Annotated in this window: 15 protein-coding genes; 9 read left to right on the top strand and 6 right to left on the bottom strand. The window is 34.2% G+C overall.

Features of this window, described 5'->3' with window-relative positions:
• Positions 1-37 precede the first annotated feature (37 nt).
• The 5 genes from M4I21_RS11770 to M4I21_RS11750 all read right to left on the bottom strand — a co-directional run bounded on the left by M4I21_RS11770 (position 38) and on the right by M4I21_RS11750 (position 9569).
• Entirely contained in the window at positions 38-1141 is a 1104-nt protein-coding gene (locus M4I21_RS11770; protein ID WP_249559360.1) for a LamG-like jellyroll fold domain-containing protein, read from the bottom strand.
• 12 nt (positions 1142-1153) lie between these two features.
• Positions 1154-2704, bottom strand: coding sequence for a RagB/SusD family nutrient uptake outer membrane protein (locus tag M4I21_RS11765; RefSeq protein WP_249559358.1), 1551 nt, complete (start codon positions 2702-2704; stop codon positions 1154-1156).
• 5 nt (positions 2705-2709) lie between these two features.
• On the bottom strand, positions 2710-5736 hold the full coding sequence (locus tag M4I21_RS11760) for a SusC/RagA family TonB-linked outer membrane protein (protein WP_249559357.1): 3027 nt from the start codon (positions 5734-5736) through the stop codon (positions 2710-2712).
• A 232-nt stretch (positions 5737-5968) separates the two neighbouring features.
• Complete coding sequence (locus M4I21_RS11755; protein WP_249559356.1) at positions 5969-8734, bottom strand: helix-turn-helix and ligand-binding sensor domain-containing protein; 2766 nt, start codon at positions 8732-8734, stop codon at positions 5969-5971.
• A gap of 79 nt (positions 8735-8813) precedes the next feature.
• Entirely contained in the window at positions 8814-9569 is a 756-nt protein-coding gene (locus tag M4I21_RS11750; RefSeq protein ID WP_249559355.1) for a sulfite exporter TauE/SafE family protein, read from the bottom strand.
• A 74-nt stretch (positions 9570-9643) separates the two neighbouring features.
• Here M4I21_RS11750 and M4I21_RS11745 point away from each other — a divergent pair, with 74 nt between their 5' ends.
• Positions 9644-11455, top strand: coding sequence for a sodium:solute symporter family protein (locus M4I21_RS11745; protein WP_249559354.1), 1812 nt, complete (start codon positions 9644-9646; stop codon positions 11453-11455).
• 78 nt (positions 11456-11533) lie between these two features.
• On the opposite strand, the gene M4I21_RS11740 is transcribed toward M4I21_RS11745, so the two are convergent.
• Positions 11534-12118, bottom strand: a complete 585-nt coding sequence (locus M4I21_RS11740) for a riboflavin synthase (protein WP_249559353.1) — start codon at positions 12116-12118, stop codon at positions 11534-11536.
• A 55-nt stretch (positions 12119-12173) separates the two neighbouring features.
• Here M4I21_RS11740 and pdxA point away from each other — a divergent pair, with 55 nt between their 5' ends.
• From pdxA to M4I21_RS11700, 8 genes are all read left to right on the top strand, one after another.
• On the top strand, positions 12174-13226 hold the full coding sequence (gene pdxA / locus M4I21_RS11735; RefSeq protein WP_249559352.1) for a 4-hydroxythreonine-4-phosphate dehydrogenase PdxA: 1053 nt from the start codon (positions 12174-12176) through the stop codon (positions 13224-13226).
• Positions 13227-13392: 166 nt separating this feature from the next.
• On the top strand, positions 13393-13926 hold the full coding sequence (locus M4I21_RS11730) for a YceD family protein (RefSeq protein WP_249559351.1): 534 nt from the start codon (positions 13393-13395) through the stop codon (positions 13924-13926).
• A 9-nt stretch (positions 13927-13935) separates the two neighbouring features.
• Positions 13936-14133: a 50S ribosomal protein L32 gene (gene rpmF / locus M4I21_RS11725; protein ID WP_072303994.1), complete on the top strand. Its 198-nt coding sequence runs from the start codon at positions 13936-13938 to the stop codon at positions 14131-14133.
• A 174-nt stretch (positions 14134-14307) separates the two neighbouring features.
• Positions 14308-15303 (top strand): beta-ketoacyl-ACP synthase III, encoded by a 996-nt coding sequence (locus tag M4I21_RS11720; protein ID WP_249559350.1) that lies wholly within the window; start codon positions 14308-14310, stop codon positions 15301-15303.
• 42 nt (positions 15304-15345) lie between these two features.
• Positions 15346-15828 carry an acetyl-CoA carboxylase biotin carboxyl carrier protein gene (gene accB, locus M4I21_RS11715; protein ID WP_249559349.1) on the top strand — a complete coding sequence of 161 codons (483 nt, stop codon included), beginning with the start codon at positions 15346-15348 and terminating at the stop codon, positions 15826-15828.
• Positions 15829-15895: 67 nt separating this feature from the next.
• Positions 15896-17251, top strand: a complete 1356-nt coding sequence (gene accC / locus M4I21_RS11710; RefSeq protein WP_249559348.1) for an acetyl-CoA carboxylase biotin carboxylase subunit — start codon at positions 15896-15898, stop codon at positions 17249-17251.
• Positions 17252-17401: 150 nt separating this feature from the next.
• Positions 17402-18169: a DUF2314 domain-containing protein gene (locus tag M4I21_RS11705; protein WP_249559347.1), complete on the top strand. Its 768-nt coding sequence runs from the start codon at positions 17402-17404 to the stop codon at positions 18167-18169.
• A 97-nt stretch (positions 18170-18266) separates the two neighbouring features.
• Positions 18267-18956, top strand: coding sequence for a hypothetical protein (locus M4I21_RS11700; RefSeq protein ID WP_249559346.1), 690 nt, complete (start codon positions 18267-18269; stop codon positions 18954-18956).
• Positions 18957-18959: the final 3 nt, after the last annotated feature.

The following is an 18959-nucleotide window of genomic DNA, read 5'->3' as shown; positions in this document are numbered from 1 at the left end:
AATATGAATAACTAAAAAACTAAAAAATGTCTGTATTTTATAAATCTGCGTCTCTAATAGACTGTATTTCTTCTTGTGTAAGTGCTTTGTTGTATAGGCGTAATTCGTCTATAAAACTTTGATCCGATAGATGTCCCCATTCAGTAAACCTTGGTGCGCCTGAAGCAATTGATAGAATATCACAACCTGTCCAATCTATTCCAGAAAAATCACCTTCAGCAACTAATTCTCCATCAAAATAAATAACACATCTAGTATCTGAAATCGTAAAAGCAATTTGCACCCATTCACCACTTGATGCTGCTATAGCTGTATTATCTCCACCGCCAAACCAAATATCTGCAGAACCATTACCTACGATCAATTTAAATTCTTGCCTATCTGGGCTTCCTTCTCTAAAGAATCTAAAACCACTTGTTCTTAGGTTTTGAACATCTGGGAATCCTGCATTTTCTGTGTCAGGTGGTCCCATTACTAATATCCCCGCCCTGTCTGGCGTTGCATTTAGTTTATACCAAAATGTAGCGGTAAACCCTGTGCCACCTATTAAATTTTCTGTAGAATAGTTTAGGTAAGTATCTGTGGAACCCGCATATGCATTGGTGCCTATAACACTTTCACCAGCAAAATTAGGTGTACCTACTTTTGTTGCTTCAGTTAACGTAATAAGCTCTAAGTAATCACCATCAAAAGGCATATAAAAAGTCTCACCGTCGTATAATGGCTTATATGGAGGTTCTTTTTCAAAATTTGTTGATACCTCTGTAGTTTTACCTTCTAAATCTAGAGCCGTAATAGTTAGCTTATGTGTACCATCAACTAAATTATCAAAAACAAGATCATCTATTAAAACCCTTCTATAATCTTTAAAACTAGAGAAAGACTGAATTGTAGTATTGTCTACAGCAACATCAATAGAAGCAACCTCTATATCATCTGTAACTTCAAAATCTATAGTTATAGATGTTACATCTTCAACCACTCTTATTCTTGTGCCCTCTGTAGGGTAATTTATTTTAACTACCGGAGCAGTTTCATCTGCGCCTGCAACTACTTGTGTAATATTATCTATACCTTGATCACAAGAATAGAAAAATAATGCAGTAACCATACAGATTACGATGTATTTTAAATTTTTCATTGCTTTTTGTTTTTAGTTTGATGGGTTTCCTAATATTGGAAATTGATCTACTTGTGGTTGTGGATAAGGAAGGTAAATTTTGTCTTCAGAAAAAGTCCTTCCGTCGTAGCTTAGCTCATTAAATCTACCTAGTCTAACCATATCATAATAGCGTTTACCCCATTCCATTCCTAGTTCTGCAAATTTTTCATCTAAGACATTATCTAATGTTACGCCAGTAAGTGATGGCATACCAGCTCTTTGTCTCACAATGTTTACCGCATTATCTGCACTAATAGAAGTTGCAGGTGCTCCTTGTGTTACGGCTTCTGCGTACATTAATAAAATTTCTGCATAACGTATAACACTGTAGTTTTTGTTACTACCGTATTCTGTTCTGCCTTCTATTAGTTGGTTTGATGGTAAATAGTGTTTACCACTAGAGAAAAGTGCTCTAGCATAGTCCTCGATTATATCACCATCTCTTGTAGTGTTGTTTACAAAACTTGGTAAACTAGCATAAGCTGGGTCTGTTTGAAGCTCGGCAATACCGCGGTCTGTAAATAATACGCTGGTTTCTAAACGAACAGCTTCTCCACGATCTAACATAAATTTAATAAACTTGATGCTAGGCTCATAAAATCCCCATCCAGAACCCGCACCAGTAACAGCAGGTGTCCAGTTTTGTGGTCCGTAAGGTTGTAATAAATGACCTTCACGATCACCTTCTCCTTGTCCGAAATCTGAATATTGTAAATCTAAAATACTCTCGTCACTTAACTTACCAGGCGTTTTAAAAAGCTCGTAATAATCTGAGAATAAACTAAACTTACCAGAGTTTATAATTTGTCCTGTAGCAGAAGCAACAGCTGGGTAGTTTTTAAGTTCTTGATTTGCCAATGCTTTTATAGCAAGAGCAGTATACTTAGTTACACCACCAGGTATATCTGTGCGTTCGTTAGGTCTCATATCTGGTAAAAACGGAATAGCTTCGTCCATTTGATCAGATAAATGCTGCATAACCTGATCCTTAGTAGGTAATTCTGTTACACTTAAAAGAGCACCAGTATCAGACGATTCTGGGATAAAAACGTCTCCCCAAACCTGAGATATTTGAAAAAGCATCATTGCTCTAAGTACTTTAGATTCTGCAGTGTATTGATTTGCCTTATCTACACCATCTGCATCTGCAAACTCTTGGTAACGCGCTATTTGTTCCATAGCTGTATGTGCCGTAATAACATCTACATATACGTTTTCCCAAAGCGAATTGTACATCCAATAATCTTTGTTGTAATTAAAAAGATCTGTTTCTGAGAAATCTTGTTGATCTCCTAAACCACCAGCATTAACATCGTCTCCACGAACAGAGATTAGTAAAGGCTGCTCCCATCCACGAGACTGAAAAGCATCGTAAACACCAATGACAGATAAAATCATATCCTGGGTTTTTGTAAAATCTGTACCACCAGCAAAATTATTATTTTCCTGTGGCTCGTCTAACTTGTCTGAACACCCAACAAATACTAAGGCAACTACGGCTAGTAAAAATAAAGGTGAAATGTGTTTTTTATACAGTTTCATAAGTCTTATATTTTAATGTTAACTCCCATTGTAAATACAGCTGGGATTGGGTATGTTTGGTTATCTACACCGTCAGCAACCTCAGGGCTAAACCCGTTGTAACCAAATATGGTTAAAGGTTTTTCTGCTGTTAAGTAAATACGTGTTTTAGGAAAATCTTTCATTTTACCATCTTTATTAATGGTATACCCAAGAGTTATATTCTGAATTCTAAAATAATCTCCGTCTTCTACGTAGTAATCGTTCAGTTTCTGGTTCCAACCTTTGCGTGTAGCAGCAGAGGATGGGTACGAGTTTGTTGTTCCTTCTCCGTGCCAACGGTTTACAGCAAAATCTCTATCCCAGTTCGTATCACTAGTAAAAATTACTTCTAATCTTTTACGGTTAAGTATTTTGTTACCACCTTGTCCAGAAGCTGTGGCTGTAAAGTCAAAGTTTTTATAGTTAAAGCCAAAGTTAAAACCATAAGAGTATGTTGGTAGGTAAGATCCTAAAACTACGCGGTCATCATCATCAATAGTAGTTGGGTCACCACCGTTTTCTTTATATTTAAAATCGCCAGGAACTAAGTTGTTTGCTACAGCTACAGGATCTGCTAATATCTCTGCTTCATTCTGGTAAACACCAGCAATTTCACGTCCATAAAAAGCAAAAAGAGGTTCGCCCACTATAGAACGTTGACGAAATTCTGCTGATCCAGCATCTATATATGATTGTCCGTTAAGATCTAAAACTTCATTTTTTAGGGTAGAAAAATTACCGCCAATAGAATAACTAAAATCATCAGATACTTTTTTATTCCAGTTTAATGACATTTCAAAACCAGAGTTTCTTATCTCTCCAACGTTTTGTCTAGTTGTACCTGGAATTAAAGGTCTTTGTACTGGTATAACAGCATCTTTAGTATCTCTAACGTAATAATCTGCTTCTAGAGATAAGTTATTATTTAAGAAGTTAGCATTAATACCAACATTAGTTTCTTCTGTTACTTCCCATTTTAAAGAAGTAAAATCACTTCCTGTGTTTAAACCACTAAACATAGTGTCTCCTAAAGCAGTAGTAACGACAGTAGAAGTAATAGAGCCATTACTGCCGGCAACATTATCGTTCCCTAATTTACCCCAACTTGCACGTAGTTTAAGAAAATCGAAAATACCGTTATTTTGCATAAAAGATTCTTCAGACAGTACCCAACCAGCACCAATAGTAGGGAAGTAACCCCATTTTTCTTGGTATTTATTAGTTCCGTCTGCTCTAAAGGTTCCATAAAGAAGGTATTTATCATCATAGTTATAGGAAACTCTACTAAAATAAGAGAATCCGTATTCTCTTGCACCACCATCACCAACACTATTTTCTACAATAGTTTGTGCCTGATCCAGGTAATATGCTTCTTCACCTGTTAAAGGAAAATTTAAGCCTGTTGCTCTTAAAGATTGAAAAGATTCGTCTCTAAAAGAGGTACCAGCTAAAACAGTTAAGTTGTGGTTGCCAAAAGATTCTTTATAGGTTAATGTGTTATCCCAAATTTGGTTAGATATTGTTGTGTTACTTTTAGATAAAGAAGCATCTTGCCTCTGAAAACCATTGCCTATAAAATATGGAAGTCCCAGATTTCTAGTTTCAAATGTTTGGTAATTATGGTTGTATGCAGTTTTAAACTTAAGTTTAGTAGGTATTACGTCTAATTCGGCATAAAAATTAGCAAGTACATTTCTAATTTTTGTTCTGTTTTCATTAAAATCTAAAAGGGGAAAAGGGTTTTGACCACCTCTGTAGCCTAGGTCCTGTGCATTAGCGTAGTTTGTAGGGAAAACGTTTGGGTTGTTCGCAAGGTTTGCATCATAAACAGGTAAAATAGGAACTGCAAAATAAGCAGAACGCCAAGCAGAGTTTTCGCCATCATATCTTGTAGCGTTACTAATTACAGTATTTGCACCTACTCTTAATCTGTCGTTAGCCTTGAATTCTATTTTACTTCTTAGGTTAAAACGCTCGTATTCGTTTTTCATTTTAAGAATACCTTGTTGACCAAAATAATTAGCACCAACAGAGTAGCTAACATCATCACTACCACCAGTAATACCTATACTGTGGTTCTGAATTATAGCTGGTCTAATAATCTCATCGTACCAATCTGTATTTACATTTGGCACATTTGGGTTTACTCTACTACGGCCATAACGTTGCATAGCATTTAAAATAAACTCTGCATCTGGTGCAGAGCCAGATTCCAAGGCCAATGTAGTAAACTGTTCTGCGTTAGCAACTTTTAATACGTTTTGTGCTATTTGAAAACCTGTGTAGCCATCATATGTAATTTCTGCTTTTTTGTTAAAAGCACCAGATTTAGTTTCTATTAAAACAACACCGTTAGCAGCTCTAACGCCATAAATAGCAGACGCAGAAGCATCTTTTAAAACAGAAATGGATGTTATGTCTGATGTGTTTAGGAAATCTATATTGTCAAAAAACATACCATCCACAACATATAAAGGAGCAGAGGCACCTGTGTTGTAAGATCCTATACCTCTTACTCTAATAGTAGGTCCTTGTCCGGGAGAACCACTACTTACAACTTGCATACCTGCAACTTTACCTTGCATTGCTTGCATAGCAGATCCTGTTGGTACTGCTGCTAATTCATCTGCTTTAATAGTTGTAATAGCTGAGGTTAAATCTTTAGATTTCATTTCTCCGTAACCAATTACAACAACCTCATCTAAAGACTCGGCATCTTCTTGTAATGTTACATTTATAGAGGTCTTATTATTTACAGCAATTTCTGAAGTAATAAAACCAATATAACTAACGACTAAAGTTGCGTTAGTAGGAACGGAGTTTAGTTGGTAGTTACCATCAAAATCTGTCTGTGTTCCTGTTGTTGTACCTTTAATAACAATGCTAGCGCCTAATAAAGGCATACCATCATTATCTAATACTTGCCCTTTAACGGCAATACTCTCTTGTGCGTAGGCTGTTGTACCTAGCAGAATAAAGCATATTAATAATATTTGATTGAGTATTTTCATAATACATTAAAAATTGAGTTAGATTTTTACTAAATTAATAAAACAGTGTGTTTGCAGAGGTTTTAGCAACTACATAAAAACTACATCAAAGTAGTATATGCGCTATAAACCACCAATAGTGTGGTTTGCAGTAGTGCTGCTACAGTATTTTTTAATCCGTTTTAACAGTTTGATGTAGTAATGATGTACCGTATGTTATGTAATTGTTAAGCTGTTTATGACAGAAAAACCTTTATTTAAAGGTGATTAGGTAGTTAGATATGTTTTCTGAGCTATCTATATTTAACTTTTTACGTAAACGGTAACGATGTATCTCTACACCCCTAATTGTAATAGCCATTAGTGGTGCAATTTCCTTAGTAGATAGGTTCATTTTAAGGTATGCGCAGAGTTTTAAATCTTTAGGAGTAAGCTTCGGATATTGCTTTAATAGGTTTTCAAAAAAGTCGCTATGTAGTTCTTTAAAGTTCATCTCAAAGCGTTTCCAATCCTCTTTGTTGTTTACAGAATTGTTTAATCTTTTCATAAAAGATTTATAACGCTGTTGATTGGTAAACTTGTCTTTATTCTGGACCAACAATGTTTTTACATCTAGGATTATCTCGTTCTTTTTGGCAATATTTAAGGTGGTATTCGCTAATTCTTTCTGTTTAAGTTTTATTTCTTTAGCTAGCTTTTCTTTTTCTAGTAGTGCAATTTTTTCATCTTGTTCTTTTTGTAAAAGCTCTTTTAGTTTGTTGTGTTTTAAATTTAGCTTGTATTTATTATATTTTCTGATGACAATTATTGCGGCAATTACAAGCAAACAGTAAATTAATAGTGCAGGCACAGATAAATACCAAGGTGCTTTTATGGTAAAGTTGATGCTATTTGGAGCAGACTTCTTATTGTCTATGCCAACGCCAAAAACTTCTAATGTATAATCGCCATAACTAAGATTCTGAAAAGAAATAAACCCTTTATCCAATTCAGCAAACTGAGCATTTTTTCCATCTAAACTATAGTAGTACTTGGGGTGTATTATACCGGGAGAAGCAATTTTTAGCGTAATGTTCCTGGCGTCTTTATAGGGTAATGTAATATTTTTGGTGCTTATAGCATAGGCGTTTTGCTTGCCTTTAAAGCTAATAAGCTTAGGAGTTGGCAGTCTATTGTTGTCTTTTAGTTGAGAATTAAGTTTGTTAAAGTTTATTTTGCTGTAGCCATCTACAAGCGAAAAGTAATAGGTAGAATCGTTTACTTTAATGATGTTTTCTGCTTCAGGAATGATCCTCTTTTTTAAGCTCTGGTTTTCAATAATAATATTGTCTTCCTTAAAATTGGTATAAGTTATTTTTTTACTTTTTTCATTATCTATAAACCAAAAATGATCATTGTTGTAGTATAACAGCTCATTGTTCTTAAAAGAATCAAACTCTTTTAACGTTACAATCTTATCTAAAATGGGATCATATTTAAACCAATCTCCTTGGCTGTAAAACACAATCTGATTTTTAATATTATACAATTTTACATTGTATTTATTAGGAGCATTATCTCCATTGTATTCTTTGACGCTAAGTACAGAATCATACGTACTGTTTAATTTAAGTTTGTAAAAACCTTTATATGGGTGGGCCACCCAAAGTGTTTTATCGTCTTCAAAACATAGCTTTTTTACAGGTAAATCAAAACCTTTTAATTTTGTAACAAGCCAGTTGTTAGTATCGTCTTTTGAGTATTTTGCGATGCCGGTATATGTACCTTGTAAGAATGAAGAGTTTCTTTCTGGTATTTTTTCTATTTGATAACCTCCAGAAATGTTAGATACTTTTGTTACTCCGTCTTCATTTAGTTTAAATGTTCCTGTATTGTGCCCGCAGAAAAGTTCGTTATCTACTACCGCAATATCCCAAACGTGACCTTGAGTGCCTTTTACAAAGTGTAGTTCATTATTGTCTACATAATACAATCCAGTATTAGAACCCAAGTATACTTTGTTGTTGTAAGTAGCAATGTCATAAACAGTACCTAAAACACCCGTAAAATCTGTGTAATATGTAATTGGGTGGTCTAGTTGTATGTGGTCTATACCATTATCTAAACCCAGCCACAATTGGTTTTTAAACACAATCATTGCTAAAATGGTGTTGTTTTGTAGGCCAACTTCTCTATTTATACTTTTATATGTTTTTGTAAATTCGTTATATAAAAAGAGTCCGTTTTTTATAGTGCCAAAGGCAATATTGTTTTGATCTAGAACTACTATTTTATTTAGTTGATGCTGTTTTAGTGTATCATTAATGGTACTGCTCCACTCTGTAATTACACCATCTTTTATATAGTAACAACCACTTAATTTGGTACCTATTAATAAACCGTTGTTAAATGTTACCATATCTACAACCGTTTTATCTGCAAAAGAAAAACTATTCTTTAATGGTAGTATTTCTAGGGTTTCTCCGTTAAGCCAAAATAGACCATCTTCGCCACCAGCTACAATTATTTTGTTATTGTGTACGGTAATATTATTTACAATAATGTCTGATTTTACAACTGTTATTTTATTGTCTTTGTAAACGTAGACCTTGGAGAAAGATCTAAAAATAATAGTATTTTTAAAAGGGATAATTTGCCAAAATTCTTCACTAGTAAATTCGTGATTTTTAATTAGGTGCGTTAAAGAGGTGTACTGTAAAAGACCTAAACTGTCTTTTTTCCAAAAACCAAATTCTTCATAAGAACCTGTATATATTTTATCTTTTATCGCGGCAACAGAACGTATGGTGGTTTTACTAGGCAGAGTATTAAGTTTCCATTCTTCGCCATTAAAATGTAGAAGGCCCGCATTATTGGCAGAGAATAATTCGCCATCTTCACTGGTAGATAACCCCCAGTTATTGCTGGCTGCGTTATAATCAAATATTTTATAGTTATGTATAGGCGGATATAGGTTTTGGCCAACCATAGATAGGCCGCCAATAAAAAGAAATAGAATAAATGAGGTTAAATTTTTCATAGGGGACATTCAAAATTTAAGATTGTATGTTTACGAGCAATAATTTCAATATAACACTATTGAGTAAAAAAGCAATAGTTTATCGTGCCAAGATTAATAAAGCACCTATAGCCGTAAGTATTAATATCATTTTTCTGTAATACTTGTCTTTAATATGCTTTACTAAAAATGTACCAACTATAAAACCAATAAAAATTCCTGGTAAAAGTTTTAGGTTTAATAATAGCGTATCTGTGGTAATTGTTTTCCACACAAAAAAGTGGAATGGTAGTTTAAAAATGTTTGTTATTAAAAAAAGCCAAGCAGCTGTCCCTATAAATTGTTTTTTAGGTAAGCGCATTGCTAAAAAGTAAATGTTAGAAAAAGAACCTGCAAGATTACCAATCATTGTGGTTATCCCTGCTAGTAGGCCCATTGATCCTGCAAATGCCCAATGTGTAGGTACATTTTTAGATTTTTTTTGATCCCACCAAAGCATCATAATTACGGTAAGTAATATAATGGCACCCATACAATACTTAAATGTAGTTTCGGGTAAATCTTTACCAACAATAACTCCAATGAGTATTCCTGCAATCATCCAAGGTAAAAACTTAATGATATATTTCCATTGTGCGTGTTTGCTGTAGTATATAACCGCAAAAATATCGCCAACAACTAATAATGGAACTAGCAAACCAGTAGACGCTTTAGTTCCAAAAGCTAAAGCCATAATCGTAACTACAATAATAGAAATACCTTTTAATCCAGATTTAGAAACGCCCATAACAAATACGGCAGTAAATGCCAATATCCAAGCAGTTGTAGAAATATCTGTTGTTATTAATAGACCCATAATTGGCGTTTAGCTAAAAAAGGCAAAAGTATTGTAAAAAATAATATCTTTACTAATTAACCAACGACTAAAAAATGGAATTAAGTACGTTAGATTACACCCTAATCATTGTTTTTTTTACAATTGTTTTGGGTATTGGAATTGTGGTTTCTAAAAAATCAGGAAAAAGTTCGTCGGAATATTTTTTATCAGGGAGAACAATGCCTTGGTGGTTGTTGGGGCTTTCTATGGTGGCTACAACATTTTCTACAGATACGCCCAATTTAGTAACAGATATTGTTAGAACAGATGGTGTTTCTGGTAACTGGGTTTGGTGGGCTTTTTTAATTACGGGTATGCTAACCGTTTTTGTTTATGCAAAACTATGGCGTAAGTCTAATGTAAATACAGATTTAGAATTTTATGAATTACGATATGGTGGCAAGCCAGCCAGTTTTTTAAGAAAATTTAGAGCAATATATCTAGGAGTTATTTTTAATGTGATTACAATGTCTGCTGTAACATTAGCAGCTATAAAAATTGGAGGAATAATGCTTGGTTTAGAGCCTTGGCAAACAGTAGTAAGCGCAGGTTTAATAACAGTTACTTTTAGTGCGTTAGGTGGTTTTAAAGGTGTAGTTTATACAGATTTTCTATTGTTCTTTGTAGCAATGGGGGGAGCTATAGGTGCAGCTTATTACTTGGTTAACTTACCAGAAGTTGGTGGTGTTGCAAAATTGCTTGCGCACGAAAATGTAAAAGGAAAACTTTCTATTTTACCAGATTTTAGTAATACAAAGGCAGTGATTACCTTATTGGTTATACCCTTAGCTGTACAATGGTGGAGTTCTTGGTATCCAGGAGCGGAGCCAGGAGGGGGTGGTTATATTGCGCAACGTATGTTGGCGGCCAAAGACGCAAACCATGCAATAGGGGCAACATTCTTTTTTAATATTATGCATTATGCATTACGTCCTTGGCCATGGATTTTAGTAGCATTGGCGTCTATAGTTGTTTATCCAGATATAGCAAGTATATCAGAAGCTTTTCCTAATATTGCGGCAGATAAGTTGGGGCACGATTTAGCGTATCCGGCAATGCTAACAAAATTACCAAGCGGACTTTTAGGTTTGGTGCTAGCCTCTTTAATAGCGGCTTATATGAGTACTATTTCTACGCAACTTAACTGGGGGTCTTCTTATATTGTCTACGATTTTTACAAGCAACAGGTTAATCCTAAGGCATCAGAAAAAAAATTAGTAGCAGTTGGTAGAATTTCTACAGTGATATTAATGATACTAAGTGCATGTTTAGCATTGTTAATGCAAAATGCAATGGAGGTTTTTGATATGTTACTTCTTTTTGGTGCCGGTACAGGGTTAATTTTTATTTTACGATGGTTCTGGTGGCGAATTAATGCATGGACAGAGATTACAGCCATGTTTGCATCTGGAATATTATCTATACTCTTAAAAGTAACTCCTCTTGGAAACTATCTTTTTGCTACAGAAACAGGTGTTTTCCCAGATTGGTTTGAAATACCATTTGTGGTACTTGTAACTACCATAATATGGGTGGTAGCTACCTTTATGACCAAGCCAGAATCTAAAGACGTATTAAATAGTTTTTATAAAAAAATTCAACCAGGAGGCCCTGGTTGGGAAAAGGTGGTAATAGATGCTAAAGCAGACAATGTAGATATCGTAAACCCTAACGAAAAATGGAGTGTACCATCTGGTATAGGTGCTATGGTGTTAGGTTGCGTGTTAATCTACACTTGTATGTTTGCAACTGGATATTGGATTTACGGAGAAACAATGAAAGGAATTATATTTACAGTCATTGCAATTGTAGCTGGTTTATTCTTAATAAAAGCTTGGAATAAAATGAAAACAGACATTTTGTAAACAAAAAGACGAAGCCGTGTATAGGTCTAAAAGATATATACACGGCTTTTTATATGAAAATCGTTAGAAGAGGCTCGCTTATTTGGCAATTAGCTTAGCTACATATTTTCCAATAACATCAAACTCAAGGTTTACAACAGTACCAACTTTATAGGTGTTAAAAACAGTGTTTTCAAACGTATACGGAATTATAGCTACACTAAATGTATTTTTTCCGGAGTTAAAAACAGTTAAGCTAGTACCGTCTATAGTAATAGAACCTTTTTCAATAGTTACATTGTTATAATTGGGGTCATACTCAAAATTAAAAACCCAACTACCATCTTGTTCTTCAATAGCAGTGCAAATTGCAGTTTGGTCTACGTGGCCCTGTACTATATGTCCGTCTAACCTTGTTCCTAAGATCATTGCGCGCTCCAAATTTACCGGAGTATTAACTTGTAGGGAGCCAATACTTGTTTTTTGTAATGTTTCATCAATAGCAGTAACAGTATAGGTATCGTTGTCAATAGCAACTACTGTAAGGCAAACCCCATTGTGGGCAACACTTTGGTCTATCTTAAGTTCTGGTGTTAAAGTAGATTGTACAGTAATGTGTAGATTGCTGTCTTCTTTACGTAATGCGGTTACTTTCCCTAAAGTTTCTATAATCCCAGTAAACATATCGTTTTAATTAAGTAGTTTTGCGGTGTAAATTTAGACATTATACAGTTGAATTATGCAAGAAGGCAAAAAAATTAAAGTAGGAATTTCTATAGGCGATTTAAACGGAATTGGCTGTGAAGTTGTTTTAAAGACTTTTGAAGACAACCGAATGCTAGATTTTTGTACTCCAGTTATTTTTGCATCGAACAAGACCATTTCATTTCAAAAAAATGAATTAAAGTTAAACATTAATTACAATGGTATTCAAGATGCAGAAAAAGCAATAGATGGCAAAATTAATGTAGTTAATGTATGGAAAGAGGTGCCCAACACTAAATTTGGTGAAGCAACTGAAGAAAGTGGTAGGTATGCGTTAAAATCTTTGCAAGCGGCAACAAAAGCATTAAAAGAAGATAAGATTGATGTGTTGGTAACAGCACCTATAAATAAAAATAATATACAGTCTGAAGAGTTTAATTTCCCAGGGCATACAGATTATTTGGCAAAAGAATTAGATGGTAAAAGTCTAATGTTTATGGTAACGGATTCTTTAAAAGTGGGCTTGTTAACAGATCATATAGCAGTAAAGGATGTAGCTGAAGCTATTACGGCTAAGTTGATAAAAGAAAAGGTTGCTACTGTAGAACGTTCTTTGATAGAAGATTTTGCAATACAAAAACCAAAAATAGCATTGTTAGGTATAAATCCACATAGTGGAGACAATGGTGTTATAGGCAAAGAGGACGATGCTGTTTTAAAGCCAACCATAACAGAATTAAAAAACCAAGGTAAAATGGTTTTTGGACCGTATTCCGCAGACAGTTTTTTTGGTTCTGATGCATATTCTAATTTTGACGCCATTTTAGCAGCATATCATGATCAAGGCTTAATACCTTTTAAGACATTGTCTTTTGGTAAAGGAGTAAATTATACTGCAGGGTTAAGTAAGGTGCGTACATCTCCAGATCATGGAACAGCTTATGAAATAGCGGGTAAAGGAGAGGCTGATCATAGTTCTTTTAAAGAGGCTGTATTTACAGCTCTAAAAATCTTTAAAAACAGAGAAGAGTACAAGGAGTTAACGCAGAATCCATTAAAAAAGCAGCGTTTAAAACGAAAAGAATAAAATATTTCCTCTAGATTTAGAGATAATTAGCCCCGAAAATAGGCGAAAACTATACCTAAACTATTAAGTAGTAATATATTTGCAACAAATAGTTGGGTTTAATTAAAAAAATAATATCTTTGCACCCGCCTTTAAGGAGGCTGGTACTTTTAAATATAGTGTTGTTATGATGAAGCTAAAGGAGTTTTCCATTCCTTTTTCTGGATTAAAACAGGGAAAGCACAGTTTTGAGTATAATATAGATAATAAGTTCTTTGAAGCATTTGAGTACGACGAGTTTAATAGCGCTACTATACATATAGAGGTGTTGTTAAATAAGACAAGCACAATGTTGGAGTTAGAGATGAGAGCAGAAGGGACAGTGAATGTTTTTTGTGATATTTCTAATGAAGCTTATGACCAAGCTATAGATTCTGAATTAGAATTGGTAGTTAAGTTTGGCGACGAGTATAATGATGAGAATGAAGAAATACTGATAATACCTCACGGAGATTACCAGGTAGATATTTCGCAATATTTATACGAAATGCTGGTATTAGCCATGCCGTCTAGAAGAATACATCCAGGAGTAATGGATGGAACTTTAAGATCTGAGGCTGTAGATAAGTTGGAGGAACTTCAACCAAAGGAAGAGAAGGAAAATAAGGAAGATATTGATCCCAGGTGGGACGCATTAAAAAAATTAATAACGGATAAATAAAGTTTCATAATGGCACATCCAAAGAGAAAAATTTCAAAAACCAGAAGAGACAAGAGAAGAACGCACTATAAAGCGGTAGCTCCAACACTTGCAAAAGATGCAACAACAGGAGAAATTCACTTGTTTCACAGAGCTCACTGGCACGAAGGTAAATTATACTACCGTGGACAAATTTTAATTGACAAAGCAGAAGAGGCAGTAGCTTAATTCTATTTTTGTACAATATTCAAAACTCTCACCGTAAAAGTGAGGGTTTTTTTATTTTTCATCAATTTTCGTCAAAAAATAATCACTTTTGGTAAAAAGTCATAAAAATTGACTAATTTTCCATAATTTTTAGACTTTTTTGAAACTTTTTGATTAAAAAAATCAGACTTTAATATGGGTAAAATATCAGCGGCAATAACTGCAGTAGGTAAGTATGTTCCTGACTTTGTTTTAACTAACAAGGAATTGGAAACGATGGTAGATACAAATGATGAGTGGATTACCACTAGAACAGGTATCAAAGAGAGGCGAATATTAAAAGGAGAGGGTAAAGGAACTTCTTTTATGGCAATTAAAGCAGCTGAAGAATTAATACAAAAAAGAGGTATAGATCCAAAGGAGATAGACTTAGTTATTGTAGGTACTGCAACGCCAGATTTACAGGTGGCGGCAACAGCAGCATTTGTAGCGTCAGAAATAGGAGCAACTAATGCTTTTGCTTTTGATTTAGAGGCTGCGTGTTCTAGTTTCTTATACGGTATGTCTACAGCTAGTAGTTATATAGAATCTGGAAGGTATAAGAAAGTGCTATTAATAGGAGCAGATAAAATGTCTTCTATTTTAGATTATACAGACAGAACTACTTGTATCATTTTTGGTGATGGTGCAGGAGCTGCACTTTTTGAGCCAAATGAAGAAGGTTTAGGTTTTCAAGACGAGTACTTAAGGTCTGATGGTATCGGAAGAAACTTTTTAAAAATTGATGCAGGTGGATCTTTATTGCCAGCATCTGAAGAAACAGTAAAAAATAAACAACACTTTGTTTTCCAGGACGGAAAATCTGTTTATAAATATGCCGTATCTAATATGGCAGAAGTTTCTGCAAAAATAATGGAACGTAATAATTTAGAGGAAAAAGACGTAGATTGGTTGGTGCCGCACCAAGCAAACAAACGTATTATAGATGCTACAGCTAGTAGAATGGGTGTTGATTCTTCTAAGGTAATGATGAATATTCAGAAATACGGTAATACCACATCTGCTACTTTACCTTTATTGTTAGCAGATTACGAGAAACAATTAAAAAAGGGAGATAATCTTGTTTTTGCTGCTTTTGGAGGTGGCTTTACTTGGGGTTCTATTTACTTAAAATGGGCCTACAACTCTTAATAAAACATATAAAAACTTACAACTAAACAAAATCTAATTTTTATGGATATTAAAGAAATTCAGAGTTTAATTAAGTTCGTTGCAAAATCTGGCGCTAGCGAAGTTAAATTAGAAATGGAAGACATTAAAATTACCATTAGAACAGGAGCACTAAACTCTGGTGGAGAGACTACTATTTTACAGCAGATACCAATGGGGCAACCTCATATGGGACAAGCTGCAGCACCTGCACCGGTGGCAGGAACTGAAGCGGCACCTGCTCCGGCAGAAAGCGAAGATGCTAAATACATTACTATAAAGTCTCCAATTATTGGTACTTTTTATAGAAAACCATCTCCAGACAAACCTGTGTTTGTAGAAGTTGGCGATACTATTGGTCAAGGAGATGTTCTTTGTGTTATAGAAGCAATGAAACTTTTTAACGATATAGAATCAGAAGTATCTGGTAAAATTGTAAAAGTGTTGGTAGATGATTCTTCTCCGGTAGAATTTGATCAACCTTTATTCTTAGTAGATCCATCATAAGGAATTTTAGACACTAAATACTTTTAGTTTTTTAGAATTTAGGATTTAAAATTTAAAATTTCATAAGATGTTTAAAAAAATACTTATTGCAAATAGAGGAGAGATAGCGTTGCGTATTATTAGGACCTGTAAAGAAATGGGGATTAAAACGGTAGCGGTATACTCTAAGGCAGACGAAGAAAGCTTGCATGTTAGGTTTGCAGATGAGGCTGTATGTATTGGCCCTGCTTCTAGTAGTGAATCTTATTTGAAAATACCGAATATAATTGCAGCAGCAGAAATTACTAATGCAGATGCAATACACCCAGGATATGGGTTTTTATCAGAAAACTCTAAGTTTTCAAAGATATGTGCAGAGCATGAGATTAAGTTTATAGGAGCATCTGGCGAGCATATTGACCGTATGGGAGATAAAGCTAGTGCTAGAGAAACTATGAAAAAAGCTGGTGTTCCAACTATTCCTGGTTCAGAAGGTTTGCTTAAGGATGTTGCTGAAGCTAAAAAAGTTGCTAAAAAAATGGGGTATCCTGTTATGGTAAAAGCAACTGCAGGTGGTGGTGGTAAAGGTATGCGTGCTGTTATGTCTGAGGATAAAATGGAATCTCTTTACGAAAGTGCCGTGCAAGAAGCAACAGCTGCTTTTGGTAATGGTGCTATGTATATGGAAAAGCTTATTGAAGAGCCTAGACATATAGAGATACAGATTGTAGGTGATCAATACGGTAAGGCATGTCACTTGTCTGAAAGAGATTGTTCTATACAAAGACGTCACCAAAAATTAACAGAAGAAACACCTTCTCCATTTATGACAGATCAGCTGCGTAAAGATATGGGAGAAGCTGCGGTTAAAGCTGCGGAATTTATTAAGTATGAAGGTGCAGGTACTATAGAATTTTTAGTAGATAAACACCGTAACTTCTACTTTATGGAGATGAATACTAGAATACAAGTAGAGCATCCTATAACAGAACAGGTAGTAGATTACGATTTAATACGTGAGCAAATTTTAGTAGCAGGTGGTGTGCCAATTTCTGGTAAAAACTACTTTCCTAAATTACACTCTATAGAATGTAGAATTAATGCAGAAGATCCTAGAAACGATTTTAGACCTTCTCCAGGAAAAATAACGACACTACATACGCCAGGTGGTCATGGTATACGTTTAGATACTGCAGTTTATAGTGGTTATACGATACCTCCTTATTACGATTCTATGATTGCTAAGTTAATTACAACTGCGCAAACTAGAGAAGAGGCTATTAATAAAATGAAACGTGCTTTAGATGAATTTGTAATTGAAGGTGTAAAAACTACAATTCCTTTTCATAGGCAATTAATGGATCATCCAGATTATTTGGCAGGTAATTATACCACTGCCTTTATGGATACTTTTGTTATGGAACCAAGTAAAGACGACGAATAAATAATAACAAAGAAGTATAAATTAATAACTCCGATTCTAAATCGGAGTTTTTTTTTGGATAATAGCGAGAAGTTAGCTTTTCACGGTTTACAGGGTATAGGCTAGATGGCTTTGGCAATATCTTTGCAGTATCAATTAAAAAGTAACGCAATGTCAACATCAGAAAATAAAGAACAAGAAGTTTTTTTTGTAAAAGAGAACGATAAAATGTCTGTAGCTTATAAAAAAGCACAGGAAACTTTTAAGTTTTTTTGGAGAGAATTATATTGGGAACATAGGCGTATAGTGCCAGCTCATGGTATAGCAATAGTTAAGTTTCCGTTTGAGCAAATGTTTGAAGGAGATGAAAAACCTACAATTGAGTATATGTGGGTTAACGATATTAATTTTAATGGAGAGTCTGTTACCGGAGTGCTAGTAAATAAACCGATACAATTAACAAATGTGTCTGAAGGAGATGTAGTTACTTGTGATTTACATAAAATTAGTGATTGGCTGCTCGCTATCTCAGGTAAAACCTATGGTGGTTATACTGTTCACGCATTGCGTTCTGATATGAGTGAAGAAGCAAGAGCACAACATGATAGTTCTTGGGGATTAGATTTTGGTGATTACAATAACATTTTAACTGTTTATAACCAGCAAGAAAACCCAGAAAACCTTATAGAGCATCCTATGTGTGTAAATATGGGTGATAAATTTTTAGAATTCTTTAAAGAAAATCCAGACCAAGTTACGGCTGTAGATGAAGAAGGTTTTACTGTTTTACACAGGCAAGCAATTGCAGGTAATAAAAAAACCATAGAGATATTATTAAGTTTAGGAGCAGATAAAGAAGTTAAAAATAATAAGGGAAAAACAGCACTAGAATATGCTAAGGCATTAAACTGGGAATACGTTATTTCTGTATTAGAGTAACATTTAAAGCGAATGGTAGTCTAATTAAGAAAGTTTGCTCTAATTACAATTTTAAAGGAAAAATATAGTTTACTATTATAATTTTACAACAATACACATGTTTAAAAAACTATTTACATACACACTTTTGTTTAGCTCATTGTTGTTGTGTACAAGTTGTTTTGAGATTTTAGAAGAGATAAACTTAAATAAAGACGGTAGTGGCCGTATAATAGTTACAGCCAATCTAAGTAAGAGTAAGTCTAAGTTAGCTTCTGTAATGCTATTAGATAGTGTTAATGGTTATAAGGTGCCGTCTAAGGACGATATCAATTTAGCTATAAAAAATGCAATAGATCATCTCGGTAAAACAGAAGGTATTTCTAAAATAGAAAAGAGTGTTGATTTTGATAATTATATCTTTTCAATTTCATGCAATTTTAAATCGGTAGAGAATGTAAACTCAATTTTTAAAGAGTTAATTACCAAGCAGAATAAAAGAGAGAAAACAAACTTTAATACTACAAACTTCTCATACAATAATACAAATCATCAATTTAAAAGACATTTTAGATACGACGGTAGTGTAAAAAAGACATTTAATTCACTTAAACAAGAAGATAAGAAAGTGTTTAACGATGCTAGTTACACAACAATATATAGATTTAATTCACCTGTAAAAAGCATTTCTAATTCAGGTGCAAAAATAGCTCCAAATAAAAAGGCAGTATTTATGCGTGTGCCTGCATTGTCTTTAATAACAGGCCAACAAACCTTAGAAAATACCATACAATTAATAAACAATTAAAAG

This window comes from Cellulophaga sp. 20_2_10 (assembly GCF_023476645.1).
Lineage (GTDB): Bacteria > Bacteroidota > Bacteroidia > Flavobacteriales > Flavobacteriaceae > Cellulophaga.
This window is presented reverse-complemented; position numbering and strand designations above follow the sequence as displayed.

What these genes read in the sequence shown, in the direction of transcription:
- M4I21_RS11705 (WP_249559347.1), top strand. Translation starts at nt 17,402, where the DNA reads ATGTCAACATCAGAAAATAAAGAACAAGAAGTTTTTTTTGTAAAAGAG.
- accB (WP_249559349.1), top strand. Translation starts at nt 15,346, where the DNA reads ATGGATATTAAAGAAATTCAGAGTTTAATTAAGTTCGTTGCAAAATCT.
- rpmF (WP_072303994.1), top strand. Translation starts at nt 13,936, where the DNA reads ATGGCACATCCAAAGAGAAAAATTTCAAAAACCAGAAGAGACAAGAGA.
- M4I21_RS11755 (WP_249559356.1), bottom strand. Translation starts at nt 8,734, where the DNA reads ATGAAAAATTTAACCTCATTTATTCTATTTCTTTTTATTGGCGGCCTA.
- M4I21_RS11730 (WP_249559351.1), top strand. Translation starts at nt 13,393, where the DNA reads ATGATGAAGCTAAAGGAGTTTTCCATTCCTTTTTCTGGATTAAAACAG.
- accC (WP_249559348.1), top strand. Translation starts at nt 15,896, where the DNA reads ATGTTTAAAAAAATACTTATTGCAAATAGAGGAGAGATAGCGTTGCGT.
- M4I21_RS11760 (WP_249559357.1), bottom strand. Translation starts at nt 5,736, where the DNA reads ATGAAAATACTCAATCAAATATTATTAATATGCTTTATTCTGCTAGGT.
- M4I21_RS11740 (WP_249559353.1), bottom strand. Translation starts at nt 12,118, where the DNA reads ATGTTTACTGGGATTATAGAAACTTTAGGGAAAGTAACCGCATTACGT.
- M4I21_RS11745 (WP_249559354.1), top strand. Translation starts at nt 9,644, where the DNA reads ATGGAATTAAGTACGTTAGATTACACCCTAATCATTGTTTTTTTTACA.
- M4I21_RS11770 (WP_249559360.1), bottom strand. Translation starts at nt 1,141, where the DNA reads ATGAAAAATTTAAAATACATCGTAATCTGTATGGTTACTGCATTATTT.
- M4I21_RS11765 (WP_249559358.1), bottom strand. Translation starts at nt 2,704, where the DNA reads ATGAAACTGTATAAAAAACACATTTCACCTTTATTTTTACTAGCCGTA.
- M4I21_RS11750 (WP_249559355.1), bottom strand. Translation starts at nt 9,569, where the DNA reads ATGGGTCTATTAATAACAACAGATATTTCTACAACTGCTTGGATATTG.
- M4I21_RS11720 (WP_249559350.1), top strand. Translation starts at nt 14,308, where the DNA reads ATGGGTAAAATATCAGCGGCAATAACTGCAGTAGGTAAGTATGTTCCT.
- pdxA (WP_249559352.1), top strand. Translation starts at nt 12,174, where the DNA reads ATGCAAGAAGGCAAAAAAATTAAAGTAGGAATTTCTATAGGCGATTTA.
- M4I21_RS11700 (WP_249559346.1), top strand. Translation starts at nt 18,267, where the DNA reads ATGTTTAAAAAACTATTTACATACACACTTTTGTTTAGCTCATTGTTG.